We start from the raw sequence: 15496 nt of genomic DNA, 5'->3' as shown, positions 1-15496 counted from the left end.
CTGGGGAGAGCGCGGTCTTTTTGCATGGACTATCGGCTTGAGGCCGTTAAGGAAGCAGACGGAATTCCAGCATCAGGCTGCGCTGAAGCAGCGAGCGGTTGTCGTCGGAGATGAGGAACAGACGGGTGTCGCCATCAGGGCCGGTCACCACATCCAGCCCTTCCATATTGTCGATCTGCTCGGACATGTTCGCCTCGATCAGGACAGGCCCGTCGACGACGGCATCGGGCTTCAGCGTTCTGCCGTCGATGCGGCGGATACGAAAGCCCAGGCCGTCCGTCACCGTGAAGCGCCGCTCCAGCAGCAGAAGGTCGCCATCCGGCAGGAAGGCGCCGTCGGTCACGAGATAGCGGTCGCGATGGCGAACGCTGAAGCGGCCCTTCAGCGGCCCGTCGAGAATGGCCGCGGGATGGTTTCCCTGCCCGTCCAGGCTCTCCTCCGCCACCACCACGGCCGCACCCTTCAGTGGACTGTCGGCCGGCGCGGCGGCGACGGTTTCCAGCCCGCGATTGTTCTCCAGCATGCCACGGGGAATGAGAATGGGCACCGTGCGCAGGGGGCGGGCCGATTCCACCGCCGGATCCGGGTAGAGATCGACCCGGTGCAGCCCTTCGAAGCTCACCAGAACACCCTCGGGCGTGAAGGCGAGCCCTTCCGAATCCATGGAGCGCTTGGCACCGCCCGTGCGGCCGGAGCGGTCGATCATCGGCGTGACCTTCAGCGTCGAGACGCCGGACAGCCGCCCCTGCCCGTCCCGCTCGATCCGCCCCTCGACGAAATGACCGCTGTCCATGACCGCCAGGAAGCGGCGGCCGTCGGGCCGGAAGCGGATGGAGGAGAGCGCGCCGAACAGCGGATGGCTGGAGCGCATCACCAGCCCGCCGAGAAATTCCAGCTGTCCAAAGCGCGTGGTGCCGCTGCCGAAGCGGAAGCTCTCGATCGGCCGGCTGGACACGGTGATCGTCTCCATGGTGCTCGATCCGGCCTGCACATCCTGATGGTCGCTGCCAAACAGCAGAACGCCACCGGCGAGCGCCGCCAGGAGCAGCGTGGGAATCGTCTTCGTCTTCAAGAATGCCGGATCCGCTGTCTGGAGAAGGAGAAGCCTCGGCGCGGGTGCGCGCAAGTCGCGCGACAATGACGCCTGAAGCCCGCGCGAGGCATGCGCTGAAACCTGTCTGACGGTGGCGGGAAAGATCGGCTTTTTGAAGACGCAGCCCCTGTTCGGGGTCCAACCGGATCAGCGGCCCTTTGATGAAGGAGGCTCTTGATGAAGAAGGCCCGGCGGTCATCCCGCCAGGCCCGATCGTGGGATCTGCTCAGCCGGCCCGGCGGCGCGGGGCGACCCTGCGTCGGCTGGTCGATTCGTCGTCGAAGAGCGAGGCCAGCTGTTCGGTCATGGCGCCCGCCAGCTCGTCGGCATCCACAATGGTCACCGCGCGGCGATAATAGCGGGTCACGTCATGGCCGATGCCGATGGCCAGCAGTTCGACCGGCGAGCGCGTCTCGATCTGCTCGATCACGGCGCGCAAATGCCGCTCCAGATAATTGCCCGGATTGACCGACAGGGTGGAATCATCCACCGGCGCACCGTCGGAGATCATCATCAGGATGCGGCGCTGCTCGGGCCGGGCCAAGAGCCGGTCATGCGCCCAGATCAGCGCCTCGCCGTCGATATTCTCCTTGAGCAGACCCTCGCGCATCATCAGGCCGAGATTGCGCCGGGCACGCCGCCAGGGCGCATCCGCCGACTTGTAGATGATGTGGCGCAGGTCGTTGAGCCGGCCCGGCGCCTGCGGCTTGCCGCTCGAAAGCCATGTCTCGCGGCTCTGCCCGCCCTTCCAGGCCTTGGTGGTGAAGCCGAGGATCTCGACCTTCACGCCGCAGCGCTCCAGCGTGCGCGCCAGAATATCGGCGCAGGTCGCCGCCACCGTGATCGGCCGTCCGCGCATCGAGCCGGAATTGTCGATCAGCAGCGTGACGACCGTGTCGCGGAACTTGGTGTCCTTCTCCTTCTTGAAGGAGAGCGGCTGCATCGGGTCGATGATCAGGCGGGTCAGCCGCGCCGGATCGAGATAGCCCTCTTCCAGGTCGAACTCCCAGGAGCGGTTCTGCTGCGCCATCAGCCGGCGCTGCAGCCGGTTGGCGAGCCGGCCGACAGCCCCTTGCAGATGGGCGAGCTGCTTGTCCAGGAAAGCGCGCAGCCGTTCGAGCTCGGCCTCGTCGCAGAGTTCCTCAGAGGTGACGATCTCGTCGAAGGCCTCGGTGAAGACGGTGTAATCGACCTTCTCGTTGAAATCGTCGAAGGGATGATTGGGGCGCTTGACCTCGCCGGGCGTCTCGCTGTCTTCCTCGCCCTCGTCCGACATCTCCTCGTCGGAGATCTCGGCGCCGTCCATCTCGCCGTCTTCCATCTCGTCGTCGGCGGTCTCGCTCTCCTCGGCGGGCGCGGCATCCTGACCGGCTTCGTCCTCGGCGGCTTCCTCGTTTTCCTGCTCGCTGCGCGGCTGGTCCTCGTCGGACGGCGTCTCGGTGTCGTCCGGCTCGGATTCGTCCTCGCCATATTTCTCGGCCATGTTCATGGCCGTGAGCATGTCGCGGATGACGCGGGCGAAAGCCTGCTGGTCGTTGATGACCGAAGCGAGATTGTTCACGCCGCCGGCGGAATTGTCGGCGATGAAGGAACGCCAGAGGTCGAGCACCTTGCCGGCGGCCTCCGGCGGCTTCTGGCCGGTCAGCGTCTCGCGCACGAGAAGCGCCATGGCCTCCTCGATCGGCGCATCCTGCTGGCGCTCGATCGCGCCGTAATTGGCGCGGGCATATTTCTCCTCGAGCATCGAGGTGATGTTGAGCGCCACGCCGTCCATGGCCTTGGCGCCGATGGCCTCGACACGCGCCTGCTCGACCGCGTCGAAGATCTGGCGCGCCTCGGTGCCCTGCGGCGCCATGGTGGCGTGGATGCGGGCATCGTGGCAGGCCCTGCGCAGCGCCATGGAATCGCCGAGCCCGCGGGTGACCGCAAGCTCGTGGCGCGTCGGCCGCTTGGAAATATCCGGCAGGCGGATGCGCTCGCCGGTCATGCCCGGGCGCTCATTGGCGAAGACCACCTCGACCTCGCCGTCGCCCGCGATCGAGCGCACGCAGCCCGTCAATGCGCGCCGGAAGGGCTCGACATCGACGGGGCCGCCGCTCTTCGGCTTGGAATTGTCGCCGCGTCCCGCCACCTTTACGCCGTCGCCTCCAAAACGATGTTGGCCGCGCTTTCCTTCAGCTCGATGCCGAAGGCGCGCTGATAGTGCTCGGCCACCAGCGACCGCTCCAGCTCGTCGCACTTGTTGAGGAAGGTGACGCGGAAGGCAAAGGCGATATCGCCGAAGATATGCGCATTCTCCGCCCAGGTAATAACCGTGCGCGGGCTCATGACAGTGGAGAGATCGCCATTGATGAAGGCGGCGCGGGTGAGATCGGCGACGCGCACCATCTTGGAAACGGTGTCGCGGCCGCGCTTGGCGGTGAAGCCCTTCACCTTGGCGGCGACGATGTCGACTTCCTTCTCATGCGGCAGATAGTTCAGCGTGGTGACGATCGACCAGCGGTCCATCTGCGCCTGGTTGATCTGCTGCGTGCCGTGGTAAAGGCCGGTGGTGTCGCCGAGGCCGACCGTGTTGGCGGTGGCGAACAGGCGGAAGGCGGGATGCGGGCGGATCACGCGGCTCTGGTCGAGCAGCGTCAGGCGGCCGGAGGATTCCAGCACGCGCTGGATGACGAACATCACGTCCGGGCGGCCGGCATCATATTCGTCGAAGACCAGCGCGACATTGTGCTGATAGGCCCAGGGCAGGATGCCGTCCTTGAACTCGGTGACCTGCAGGCCGTCCTTGACGACGATGGCATCCTTGCCGACGAGGTCGATACGGCTGACATGGCTGTCGAGGTTGACGCGCACGCAGGGCCAGTTCAGCCGCGCGGCGACCTGCTCGATATGGGTGGACTTGCCGGTGCCGTGATAGCCCGAGACCATGACGCGGCGGTTATGGGCGAAGCCGGCCAGGATGGCGAGCGTCGTCTCGCGGTCGAACAGATAGTCGGGATCGGCGTCCGGCACATAGGCGTCGCCCTTGGAATAGGCCGGCACGGTCAGGTCGGTGTCGATGCCGAAGACCTCGCGGACGGACACCGTCGTGTCGGGAAGATTGGAAATATCGAGGTCTACCTTGCTCATACTGTCTCCACCGGGCACGGGAGCCGCGCCCTTCATCGCCTACAAGTGTCGTCCCCTGTCATAAGCCGCGTCGCACGGCGCTTTCAAGGACAAAGGGCAAGAAAATCGCGGCGCAGCATTGTCGCACCCCGCGCGCAAGGCGCGATGCAGGCGCGTCCTCGCGCCGTGGGAGCAGAAGCGCAAAGGGGCAATCCACGGGCGTGCCACGGGCGCGGAGGGATCAGCAGAAGCCGGCCTGCTTGAGCATCTGATAGGCCTGGATCACCTCGCGAAACCGGTCTTCCGAGGCGCGGTCGCCGCCATTGGCGTCGGGATGGTGCTTCTTGACCAGGTCCTTGTAGGCGGCCTTGATGTCGGCGGCCGTGGCGCTCGCCGTCAGCCCCAGCGTCTCATAGGCTTTGGCCTCCAGCGTCTTCAGCTTGCGCTGGCGCGGCTCGGGCCGGGTCTGGTCGACGAAGCCGAAGGGGTCCTTCATGCGGTTGAAGGCGCCGGCGCTGCCGGAGCGCACCTGCGCCTGCGCCGGCCCGTTCTTGGCGTTCTTGTTCACGCCGATCGTCCAGGTCGGGCGGTGGCCGGTCAGCGCCTCCTTCTGGAAGCGCGCGATCTCGCCGTCCGACAGGCCGGAGAAGTAGTTGTAACCCTTGTTATATTCCTTCACGTGCTCGAAGCAGAAGAGGAAATAGGCATTTTCCGCATTGCGGCCCACCGGCGCGCGGTGGACGCCGGGATTGGTGCACCCGTCCCATTGGCAGGTCGGGGCGACCGGCTCCGGCTTCGGCGCTTTGCGACGCCGCGTCCGCACGGAGTCGAAGTATTTTGAATCGAGTTTCATGACGCTCATTATGGGGGCCACGCCCCGGCACGACAAGAATTGACAAATGGGAATGTTGCAGGCTCTGTCCCCGGTTTGCAGCCCCCTTCCGGAAGGGCCGGCGCATGGCCGGCGCGGGTCGGCCCAGCAGCCAGAAAAACAGGGCCAAAACATGTCTGCCACAGACCGTATCACCGCCAGACTGACCGAAGCTTTCCAGCCGGAGCGGCTTGCCGTTCTCAATGAAAGCCACCTCCATGCCGGCCATCAGGAAAGCTTCGACGGGGCGGGCGAAACCCATCTGCGCGTGCGCATCGTCGCCACCGCTTTTGCCGGCATGAGCCGGCTGGCGCGCCATCGCGCGGTCAACGCTCTGGTCCAGCCGGAATTCGATGCGGGCCTGCATGCGCTGGCCGTCGAGGCCGCCGCGCCGGGAGAGCCGGTGCGCTGGTAGAGGATTCAGGTCCTCAAGCGATAAGAAGCGCGCTGAGCCAGAGACCGAGGCCGAAGACGATGTGGGCGGCGAGATTGAGCAGGCGCACCTTGCCGGGCTGTGGCGTCCGTGCGGCGGCAATACCGAGCCCGAGGCCCGGCTGCAGCAGGAACCAGCCGGCCGCCACCGTCACCAGGCCCCAGAGGAGCGCTGGCAGAAGCGTCGGCGAGGAAAGCCAGCCTGGGCCGGTGAAGACGAGCAGCAGCACGCCGTAGGCAAGCCCGACGGCATAGTGGCCGGCCCAGCCGAGCGCATTCTCGCCGGCAAAGGGCGTGGCGGCGGCGATATCGGTATGGAAGATGCGGCCGCTCTTCAAGTGCCAGAACCAGCGGCCGACCGGCGCCCAATTGGCGGCTCCCGTCAGGCCGAGGCGAGCGAGCAGAAGCCCCCAGAGGTCCATCAGCACCGTCGCGCCGATGCCGATGATCGCCCCGCGCAAGAGGGCCTCGCCCCAGCCTATATTCGCTTCCATGCGTATCCCCCTGTTGCCGGCCTAGGGTCCTGACCCTCGATTTCTGTCTTTTGTATCGGATTTTTCCGGAAGCCGGTTCCCACTTTTCGGTCCCGTGCTCTATTCGACCGCCGGCGCCGCCTCGGCCGGGCGGATGCGCAGCCGGGTGATGCGGTTCTTGACCCGCTTCATCACGATGAAGCGCTTGCCGTAGAAGGTAAAGGCCTGCCGCTCCTGCGGAATGATGCGCGATTCGTGGATGACGAGGCCGGCAATGGTGGTCGCCTCCTCGTCCGGCAGGGTCCAGTCAAGCGCGCGGTTCAGATCGCGGATCGGCACGGTGCCATCCACCACGATCGAGCCGTCGGCCTCCTGCCGCACGCCCTGGATGGCGATGTCGTGCTCGTCGGCAATCTCGCCGACGATCTCCTCCAGAATGTCCTCCAGCGTCACCAGTCCGCGCAGCTCGCCATATTCATCGACCACGAGGGCGAAATGGGTACGGCGGCGCAGGAAGGCGTTGAGCTGGTCCTTGAGCCGGGTGGTGTCCGGCACGAACCAGGGCTTCTGGGCGATGCGGGTGATGTCGATCGTGTCAGGCTGCACCGCCGGGTCGGCGAGCGCGCGCAGAAGATCCTTGGCGTGGATGACGCCGATGATGTTGTCGGTCGAGCCACGCCAGAGCGGCATGCGGGTATAGGGGCTGTCGAGAATCTGGCGCACCACCACGCCTGGCGGCTCGTCGGCATTGACCATGCGCATGGTCAGGCGGTGGATCATGATGTCGGAGACTTCGAGCTCGTCGAGATCCAGCACGCCGCCCAGCCGGTCGCGGTCGGCCTTGACCACGCCGCCCTCGCGGTGGAGCTGGGCGACGGCGCTGCGCAGCTCCTCATGCGCGGTGAGGATCGGCGCCTCGGCCGGCGGCGCATGGCCGAACAAGGCGAGAAGGCCGCGCACCAGTCCGTTGACGGCGGAGGACAGGGGCCCCAGCAGGAAGAGCAGCGGACGCAGCGGACCGGAGACGCGGGCGGCGAAACGCTCCGGCGCGGCCACCGCCAGCGCGCGCGGCAGCACATCCCCGAAGATCACGACCAGGAGTGTCAGAACGCCGATCGCCGGCCAGATGCCATGGGCCCCATAGGCCTCGATGAAGACCGACGCGCCGAAGGCGACGGCGACGATGCCGGCGAGCCGGCTGCCGATCACCAGCGCGCCCAGCACCCGGTCGCGCCGCGCCATCAGCCGCTCGACCAGAAGCGTGCTTTGGCCGGCCCCATCCTCCTCCTGCCCCCGGCGCCGGGCGGCGAGCGTCAGCGCGGTTTCCGCGCCGGTGAACAGGGCGACCAGCAGCAGGCACAGGGCAATGACGGCGATGGCCGGCCCGTAAAGGGTCAGAAAGCCTGTCACAGCCGCAAGGGTCATGCGCCCGGCGCATCCCCGGCGCGAAGCTGTTCGGTGAGGAAGGACAGAACTTCGGAGCCCGGCACGTCGTCGGCGATGAAGGCGCGGCCGATGCCATGGGTGAGAATGAAGGTGAGCTGCCCGCTCTTGACCTTCTTGTCCTGCGCGATCGCCTCCATCAGCCGCTCGGCCGAAAGCGCCGGGCCAGGGATCTCGGCGATGCGGGTCGGCAGGCCGACCTCGCGCAGATGGCGCTCGACCCGCTCGGCCTCCTCGATGCCCGCCAGGTTCATCCGGGCGGAGAAACGGTGGGCGAGCACCATGCCGATCGACACGCCCTCGCCATGCACCAGCCGCGCGCTGTCATACTGCGTGGCCGCTTCCAGCGCGTGGCCGAAGGTGTGGCCCAGATTGAGCAGCGCGCGCCGGCCGTTCTCGCGTTCGTCGGCCACCACCACCTCGGCCTTGGCCGCGCAGCTGGCCGCGATCGCCTCGATGCGCGCTTCGCCGCCGGAAAAGATCTCGCGCCAATGCGCCTCCAGCCAGGCGAAGAACTCCGGCCGGTCGATCAGGCCATATTTGGCGACCTCGGCATAGCCGGCGCGAAATTCGCGCGGCGTGAGGCTGTCCAGCGCGGCGGTGTCGGCCAGCACCAGATCGGGCTGGTGGAACACGCCGACGAGGTTCTTGCCCTGGGGCGAGTTTATCCCGGTCTTGCCGCCGACGGAGCTGTCGACCTGGGCAAGGAGCGAGGTGGGGATCTGGATAAAGCGCGAGCCGCGCCGCACGATGCCGGCTGCAAAGCCGGCGAGGTCGCCGATCACGCCGCCGCCAAGCGCGATGACGGCGTCGTTGCGCTCGATGCGCGCGCCGATGATCGATTCGACCACGGGCACGAGATGCTCGAAGCTCTTGGTCTTCTCGCCGGCCGGCAGGATGACCGGCGTCGCCTCGATGCCCTGCGCCGTCAGGCTTTCTACCAGCGGCGCAAGATAGAGCGGCGCGACATTCTCGTCGCTGACGATCGCCATGCGCCGGCCCTTCAGCCTGAGCGCGATTTCGAGCCCCGCCGTGCCGATCAGGCCGGGGCCGATCAGGATGTCATAGGCGCGCGCGCCGAGCTCGACGCGGATGGTGCGCACGGGGGTCGTTTCAGGGTCTTGCTGTTCCATGATCCTCAAGCTTTCGTGGCGGCCAACGCGGTCAGCACTTCCTCCACGATCACATCCTTCTTCACATCGCGCGTCTTCACGCGCAGATCGGCCTCGGCATAGATCGGGTAGCGCACCCGCATCAGATTTTCCAAGGTCTGCTTCGGATTGTCGGTTTTCAGCAGCGGCCGGCCGTCACGCTTGCTCACCCGCTCCCACAAAACATCGAGATCGGCATCGAGCCAGACCGATACGCTGTTCTTCTTGATCAGCCGGCGGGTCTCTTCATTGATATAGGCGCCGCCGCCGGTGGAGACCACGCGCGGGCCGGAGCGCAGGAGGCGGCGGATGACGCGGGTTTCCAGCGCGCGGAATTCGGTCTCGCCATAGGCGGCGAACAGCTCGCTCACGCTCATGCGCGAGACGCGCTCGATCTCGTGGTCGGAATCGATGAAATTGATGTTCAGCGTCGAGGCGACCAGACGGCCGACCGCGGACTTGCCGGCGCCCATCAGCCCGACGAAGACGAGATTGCGCCGCCCCAGCGCCGCCTTCGCCCGTTCCGCCAGCCCCGCCGCCATCAGCCCCGCCGCTTTGGGCTCGACCAGATCGCTCATCATCATGCCTGTTTCCTTATCCGCCATTTCCTATCGGTCAATTCACCGGGGAGCGTCAAGAGACGGGGCGGGAGATGGCGAAAGCCGGGGGTGACGCCGCGCGCGGCTTGCATGCGCCTGTGACGCCACGTCATAATGAAAGGAACGGGGCGCCAGCGGCGTCCGCCCGGAGTGCCCCCATGCCCACCCTCTCCCGCTTCCTCGTGATCCTGGCCACGCTGGCCGGCCTGGTCTATGCCGGCATGCTGGCGCTGGCGACCTTCGTGCAACCTGTGGAGCGCGACGTGACGATCCGGCTGCCGGCTGAGCGGGTCAACAAGGCGCCATGACCGTGTCCCGTCCTTCCCCTCCCCCTTCCCCCGCTCCGGCCGCCCGCATCGCCGGCGACATGTCGGCGGCGCGCATCGAGGCCTTTCTCGAAATGATGAGCGCCGAGCGCGGCGCCAGCACCAACACGCTGGCCGCCTATCAGCGCGATCTCGACGATGTCAGGGCCTTTCTCAAGGGGCGCGGCGTGGCGCTGGAGGCGGCGGCAAGCAGCGATCTCAGCGCCTATCTCGCTTCGCTGGTCGATCTCGGCTTCAAATCCTCCTCCCAGGCGCGGCGCCTGTCCGCCATCCGCCAGTTCTTCCGCTTTCTCTATGCCGAGGGCCTGCGCGGCGACGATCCCACGGGGATCATCGACGGGCCGAAGCGCGGGCGGCCGCTGCCCAAGACCATGAGCGTCGACGACGTGACCCGGCTGATGGAACGGGCAGCGGAAGAAGCGCGCACCGGCCCGCCGGAAGAGCGGCTCGCCCGGCTGCGGCTGCATGCGCTGGTGGAACTACTTTATGCCACCGGCATGCGCGTCAGCGAGCTGGTGACCCTGCCCGCCACGGTGCTGGCGCAGAACGGCCGGGCGCTGATCGTCAAGGGCAAGGGCAACAAGGAGCGCATGGTGCCGCTGTCGCGCGCGGCCATCGCCGCCATGGCGGCCTATGGCGCGGCGCTGAAGGAACAGGCGGAGGGCGTGGACGTCGAAAGCCCCTGGCTTTTCCCGGCGGCGTCGAAGGCCGGGCATCTGCCGCGTCAGGTCTTTGCCCGGGACCTCAAGCAGCTGGCCGGCCGGGCGGGGCTCAAGATCTCCGCGCTCTCGCCGCATGTGCTGCGCCATGCTTTCGCCAGCCACCTGCTCGCCAATGGCGCGGACCTGCGCGTGGTGCAGGAACTGCTCGGCCATACGGACATTTCCACGACACAAATCTATACGCATGTGCTGGAAGAACGGCTGCATGCGCTGGTGCAGACCCATCACCCCCTTGCCAAACAGGGCAAAAAGCACGAATAGGCTCGCTTGACCCGCGCCGAAGAGAGACCGGAAACGCCGCTGATGCACCATTATCTCGATTTCGAAAAGCCGATCTCGGACCTCGAGGGCAAGATCCACGAGCTGAAGAAGATCGCCAGCGAAGACGAAAGCATCGATACCAGCGAAGAGGTGGAACGGCTGGAGGCCCGCGCCCGCGAGGCCATGGCCGAGATCTATGCCAAGCTGACGCCCTGGCTGAAGACCCAGGTCGCCCGCCACCCGCAGCGCCCGCATTTCGTCGATTATGCCGCAAGGCTGTTTTCCGAATGGACGCCGCTGGCCGGCGACCGCAAATTCGCCGAGGACGCCGCCATCCAGGCTGGGCTGGCCCGCTTCAACGGCCTGCCGGTCGCACTGATCGGCCAGGAAAAGGGCAACGACACCAAGTCGCGCATCAAGCACAATTTCGGCAGCGCCCGGCCGGAAGGCTATCGCAAGGCCATCCGCGTCATGGAAATGGCCGAGCGCTTCGGCCTGCCGATCGTGACGCTGATCGATACGGCCGGCGCCTATCCGGGCATCGGCGCGGAAGAGCGCGGCCAGGCGGAAGCCATCGCCCGCTCGACTGAGATGTGCCTCAACGCCACCGTGCCGATCGTCTCCGTCATCATCGGCGAAGGCGGATCGGGCGGCGCGATCGCGATCGCCACGGGCGACCGGGTCTATATGCTGCAGCATTCGATCTATTCGGTGATCTCGCCGGAAGGCGCGGCCTCGATCCTGTGGCGCGATTCGGCCCGCGCCAAGGAAGCGGCCACGACCATGAAGATCACCGCCGAGGACCTCAAAGGCTTCGGCATTGTCGACGGCATCATCGAGGAGCCGGTCGGCGGCGCCCATCGCGACCATGAGGCCGTGATCGACCGCACCGGCGCCATGATCGCGAGCGCGCTGGATGAGCTGATGCCGGTGGAGCGCGCGACGCTGCGCAAGAACCGCCGCGAGAAATATCTGGCGATCGGCCGCTCGCTGTAGGGTCAGGACCCATTAAATTCATGTCATCTGCGGGCCGGATTTTGTGTCTGGCAAGGAGGGAAGCCGAAGGAAATGTGGGGCATTTTCCAGGCTTTCCGACGCAGTCCAGGCGCAAAATCCGGCCCGCCCGAAGGGTTCGCGCGCATGGGCCGGCTGATCGCAAACAATGCTCGACAAGGCTGAAAGCCTTGCCTTGCGCTTGTTTGCTTCCATCCAATTCCATGCGCGCGAACAGATGGCATGAATTTAATGACTCCTGACCCTAGACGCAGACCGACATTGCAGGATCGGGCGGCCTCCATTACAACGGGCGGCCGCCATCCGGGCGCAATGCGTGACATCGCACTGTTCTCGCACAGGGCTCGGTGGTTAAGTTTGCGTAAAGCTTAATGATCTATTGATGGAGGCGCTGCGCCCCGGATTTCCGGACCTGCGTCAGCTGTTCCCGTGTGGATGATGATGGGCTTTTCCTCATGCGCCTGACAAATCTCGCCGCCTCTGCCGCCGTCGCTCTGATCCTGACGGGCTGCACCAACGAGACGCTCGACACGGTCGACAAGGCCGATGTCGATCTGCGCACGGTCAAGAGCAAGACGGCTTACGAGCTTTCAGGCAAGATCGTCGACCGGATGCGCGAGCTAAACATGCCGCGCACCTCGCCGATCATGCTGCGCATTCTCAAGGAAGAAGGCCTTTTGGAAGTATGGAAGGCGGACAGCGCCAACCGCTTCCAGAAGCTCAGGCAATATGCGATCTGCGCCTGGTCGGGCAAGCTCGGGCCGAAGGTGAAGGAAGGCGACCGCCAGGCGCCGGAGGGCTTCTATCCGCTCGCGCCGGGGCAGATGAACCCGAATTCCAGCTATTACCTCGCCATCAACACCGGCTTTCCCAATGCCTATGACCGGGCCAATGGCCGGTTCGGCACCAATCTGATGATCCATGGCGCCTGCTCGTCCTCCGGCTGCTATTCGATGACGGATGAGCAGATGCAGGAGATCTTCGCGCTGGCGCGCGATGCCTTCAAGGGCGGGCAGAAGACCATTCAGCTCCAGGCCCTGCCCTTCCGCATGACGGCGGAGAACATGGCCCGCCACAAGGACAATCCGAACTACGAGTTCTGGAAGAACCTGAAGACCGGCTACGACCAGTTCGAGATCACCAAGCGCCCGCCCGACGTCGGCTTCTGCGAGAAGAAATACGTCTTCAACCAGCAAGGCGGCGCGATGAATCCGGCGAGCACCTGCCCGGCCGACATGTCGACGCCGCCGGCGCTCTCGGCGGCGCTCGCCGCCTATAACCGCAAATATGACGAGGACTATGCGAAGGCGCTGAACAAGTTCAAGGGCATGGCTTGGTACGAGCCGAGCGAGGCCGAGCGCAAGGCCGTTGTGGCCAAGACGCGCGAGGGCAAGGATCTCGCCTATGCGCCCACCGGCAGCTCGCTGGCCGCCGGCAAGCTGATGAGCACGGCCGAGCTGGAGAAGAAGGAGAGCCTGCGCGCCGAGATCGAGGATGCCCGCAAGGCGGCCGAGATCCAGAAGGCCGAGCTCGACAAGATCTCCAAGACCGGCCGCCGCCTGCCGGTTCCCGCCGCCAATCCGCTGCCGCGCCCCGAACTGCCCGCCACCATGACCGCCAGCGCCCAGCCGCCGGCCAAAACCGGCAGCCTTTTCGCCTCGCTGTTCCGCCGGGCCGCGCCGCAAGAGGCGCCGGCCGATCCCGAGATCACCGACGTGCCGGCCGATCCTTCGACCCAGGTCACGGCCTCGACGCCGGCCCATTCGGCAACGGGCGCGCGTCATGAGCCGTCCACCACCGCCCCCGCGCCGGCCTCTGCTTCGGCCGTCAAATCCGGCCGCAGCACGGGGAGCCCCTCGACAAAGCCGCCGGTGCCGGCCGCGAACCCGGCGGAGGTCGCCACCGCCCCCCAACCCGGCGACGCCCCGGCCGAAAAGCCCAAGCGGCCCTTCTGGAAGATCTGGGACAATTGAGCACGGGCGACGACGGACAGTCGCATCCCTCGCCCCATGCGGCTGGAGATGGAAGTACGGCAAGCAAGGATCGCGACGACGCTCCAGCCTATGATTTGCGCGGGCTAAAGTGCCCGCTGCCAGCGCTGAAAACCAGGCGGCGCCTGCGTGATCTCCCGCCGGACGCGCGGCTGACGGTTCTAACGAGCGACCCGCTGGCGGTGATCGACATCCCCCATCTCTGCCGCGAAGAGGGACACATGCTCCTCAGCAGCGAGGCACTGGCGGACGCGGCGGGGCATCGATTCGTGATCGCCAAGGCGCCGGGAGTGCGTGAGGACGCGGACTGATCTGGTGGTCCGGCTGAAGCCCGCGAGGCGACGCTTCGACAAGGAGGGGCAGACCTCCCCCCGTCGTCATGGTCAGGCCTGAGGAGACAATCCACAAAGTACACGAGGCTTGGGATTTATCCGCCTGAACGCCCCCAAGCGACCCTTCGGGCCACCTTCTCCCCGCTGGGGATAAGAGACATGCGGCGCCGCCCTGCACTGTCTCTGCCTTGCTAAACGCAACGGGAGGGCGCTCTCTTGACTTCAGGTTGAGGCTCGGTGTTCTCGGCTGGATCTCTTCTCCCCATCGGGGAGAAGGTATCTGCAGGCGGATGAGGGGGGGGGCTAGCCAGGATTAAAAACGCGCGTGTCGCGCACTCTGAAGCATCCACACACCAAGACCGTAAAATCCTGAAAGAATTGGGTATTCACGTCAAGCCCGAGGATGACGTCGCGCATGAGGCACGCCGTGTTTCAGCGATCCGGAGATCCGAAAGTGCGCTTCCGGACCGCATAAACACGGCGGGGCAAAGGCCCATTTTCCCCCTTCAGAAGCGCATTCCCGGCACGGCCAGAGGATTGTCGGACAGCGCCGCCGCATCCGGGCGGTCGAGAACCGGGCGACCGGTGAAGGCGTCTAACAGGTCGCGCACGAAAGCCTCTTCCAGCCCCTTGGTGATCAGCACCAGGCGCGTGCGACGGTCGGTCGGATCGGGCCAGGCGGCGAGACGCTGCGGCGGATGGAAGATCGACTGAACGCCATGCAGGATCAGCGGCCGCTCCGGCCGGTCCGTGGTGCAGACGATGCCCTTCATCCGCAGGAGCTTGTCGCCATGGGCCGAGCGCAGCAGATCGATGAACATCGAAATGGCCGCGGGCGTCACCGGCGCATCATGGAGGATGGCGAAGCTGCGGATGTCCTGCGCATGGCGGTGATGCGCATGATCATGATGCTCATGATGGTGGTCATGGCCATGATCGTGGTGATGCCCGTCATGATCGTGATGATGGTGGTCGTGGTCGGCCTCCGCCTCGTCCTGCAGCCAGCGGCCGACATCGGCGATCTTGCTGCCGGGATCGAAGAGGCCGCACTGGAACAGTTCGGCGCTGGCCGCCAGCGGATCGCCGGAATCGAACACGGGAGAGCGCGGATTAAGCGCGCCCAGCGCCTCGGCCAGTCCGAGCTGCTGGGGGCCGGAGGCAAGGTCGCGCTTGGTGACGACGATGCGGTCGGCGACGGCCACCTGCCGGCGCGCCTCCTCATGCGCTGCGAGCGTCGCCTGCCCGTGCACGGCATCGACCACGGTGACGACGCCATCAAGCCTGTAGCTCTGCGCCAGCGCCGGATGGCCCATGATCGCCTGCAGCACGGGCGCGGGATCGGCAAGACCGGTGGTTTCGATCACCACGCGGTTCAGCGCCTTGATCCTGCCCGTCTGCAGCCGGTCCATCAGATCGCCCAGCGTGTCCACCAGCTCGCCGCGCACGGTGCAGCACAGGCAGCCATCGGACAGCTCGATGATGCCGTCGCCGGAGCTCTCGACCAGCAGATGATCGACCGAGACCTCGCCGAATTCGTTGATGATGACGGCGGTATCGGCCAGCGCCGCCTGCTTGAGCAGCCGGTTCAGGAGTGTGGTCTTGCCCGCGCCGAGAAAGCCGGTGAGCACGGAAACGGGAACGGGTTCAACGCCGGACATGAAAATTCCTCAAAAAAATACG

Annotated in this window: 15 protein-coding genes; 6 read left to right on the top strand and 9 right to left on the bottom strand. The window is 66.1% G+C overall.

Going from position 1 to position 15496, the window contains the following annotated elements; all coding sequences use genetic code 11:
* Positions 1-46 precede the first annotated feature (46 nt).
* The 4 genes from BJF92_RS19145 to BJF92_RS19130 all read right to left on the bottom strand — a co-directional run bounded on the left by BJF92_RS19145 (position 47) and on the right by BJF92_RS19130 (position 5063).
* Positions 47-1042 (bottom strand): esterase-like activity of phytase family protein, encoded by a 996-nt coding sequence (locus tag BJF92_RS19145; RefSeq protein ID WP_425356480.1) that lies wholly within the window; start codon positions 1040-1042, stop codon positions 47-49.
* A gap of 277 nt (positions 1043-1319) precedes the next feature.
* Positions 1320-3224: a cobaltochelatase subunit CobT gene (gene cobT, locus BJF92_RS19140; RefSeq protein ID WP_075636333.1), complete on the bottom strand. Its 1905-nt coding sequence runs from the start codon at positions 3222-3224 to the stop codon at positions 1320-1322.
* A gap of 2 nt (positions 3225-3226) precedes the next feature.
* Complete coding sequence (cobS, locus tag BJF92_RS19135; protein ID WP_075636332.1) at positions 3227-4222, bottom strand: cobaltochelatase subunit CobS; 996 nt, start codon at positions 4220-4222, stop codon at positions 3227-3229.
* A 220-nt stretch (positions 4223-4442) separates the two neighbouring features.
* Positions 4443-5063, bottom strand: a complete 621-nt coding sequence (locus BJF92_RS19130; RefSeq protein WP_075636331.1) for a J domain-containing protein — start codon at positions 5061-5063, stop codon at positions 4443-4445.
* A 142-nt stretch (positions 5064-5205) separates the two neighbouring features.
* Between BJF92_RS19130 and BJF92_RS19125 the strand changes: the two genes are divergently transcribed.
* The gene (locus BJF92_RS19125) at positions 5206-5487 is read left to right on the top strand and encodes a BolA family protein (RefSeq protein WP_075636330.1); all 282 of its coding nucleotides are present in this window, start codon (positions 5206-5208) and stop codon (positions 5485-5487) included.
* A gap of 13 nt (positions 5488-5500) precedes the next feature.
* Here the strand turns inward: BJF92_RS19125 and BJF92_RS19120 are convergent, their stop codons facing one another.
* From BJF92_RS19120 to BJF92_RS19105, 4 genes are all read right to left on the bottom strand, one after another.
* Entirely contained in the window at positions 5501-5998 is a 498-nt protein-coding gene (locus tag BJF92_RS19120) for a DUF2938 domain-containing protein (protein ID WP_075636329.1), read from the bottom strand.
* 99 nt (positions 5999-6097) lie between these two features.
* The gene (locus tag BJF92_RS19115) at positions 6098-7402 is read right to left on the bottom strand and encodes an HlyC/CorC family transporter (RefSeq protein ID WP_075636328.1); all 1305 of its coding nucleotides are present in this window, start codon (positions 7400-7402) and stop codon (positions 6098-6100) included.
* On the bottom strand, positions 7399-8553 hold the full coding sequence (gene aroB, locus BJF92_RS19110) for a 3-dehydroquinate synthase (RefSeq protein ID WP_075636327.1): 1155 nt from the start codon (positions 8551-8553) through the stop codon (positions 7399-7401). Before aroB ends, BJF92_RS19115 begins: the two co-directional genes overlap by 4 nt.
* 5 nt (positions 8554-8558) lie before the next feature.
* Positions 8559-9149: a shikimate kinase gene (locus BJF92_RS19105; RefSeq protein ID WP_075636418.1), complete on the bottom strand. Its 591-nt coding sequence runs from the start codon at positions 9147-9149 to the stop codon at positions 8559-8561.
* 179 nt (positions 9150-9328) lie between these two features.
* Here BJF92_RS19105 and BJF92_RS25825 point away from each other — a divergent pair, with 179 nt between their 5' ends.
* From BJF92_RS25825 to BJF92_RS19085, 5 genes are all read left to right on the top strand, one after another.
* On the top strand, positions 9329-9478 hold the full coding sequence (locus tag BJF92_RS25825) for a hypothetical protein (protein ID WP_198931569.1): 150 nt from the start codon (positions 9329-9331) through the stop codon (positions 9476-9478).
* 59 nt (positions 9479-9537) lie between these two features.
* Positions 9538-10479: a site-specific tyrosine recombinase XerD gene (locus BJF92_RS19100; protein WP_075636326.1), complete on the top strand. Its 942-nt coding sequence runs from the start codon at positions 9538-9540 to the stop codon at positions 10477-10479.
* A gap of 42 nt (positions 10480-10521) precedes the next feature.
* Positions 10522-11475, top strand: a complete 954-nt coding sequence (locus tag BJF92_RS19095) for an acetyl-CoA carboxylase carboxyltransferase subunit alpha (protein WP_075636417.1) — start codon at positions 10522-10524, stop codon at positions 11473-11475.
* A 473-nt stretch (positions 11476-11948) separates the two neighbouring features.
* Positions 11949-13466 carry a L,D-transpeptidase family protein gene (locus BJF92_RS19090; protein ID WP_075636325.1) on the top strand — a complete coding sequence of 506 codons (1518 nt, stop codon included), beginning with the start codon at positions 11949-11951 and terminating at the stop codon, positions 13464-13466.
* A 95-nt stretch (positions 13467-13561) separates the two neighbouring features.
* Positions 13562-13795, top strand: a complete 234-nt coding sequence (locus tag BJF92_RS19085; RefSeq protein WP_075636324.1) for a sulfurtransferase TusA family protein — start codon at positions 13562-13564, stop codon at positions 13793-13795.
* 527 nt (positions 13796-14322) lie between these two features.
* Here BJF92_RS19085 and BJF92_RS19080 read toward each other — a convergent pair.
* Positions 14323-15474 (bottom strand): CobW family GTP-binding protein, encoded by a 1152-nt coding sequence (locus BJF92_RS19080; protein WP_075636323.1) that lies wholly within the window; start codon positions 15472-15474, stop codon positions 14323-14325.
* Positions 15475-15496 lie beyond the last annotated feature (22 nt).

Source organism: Xaviernesmea rhizosphaerae (assembly GCF_001938945.1).
In the GTDB taxonomy this organism is placed as follows: domain Bacteria; phylum Pseudomonadota; class Alphaproteobacteria; order Rhizobiales; family Rhizobiaceae; genus Xaviernesmea; species Xaviernesmea rhizosphaerae.
This window is presented reverse-complemented; position numbering and strand designations above follow the sequence as displayed.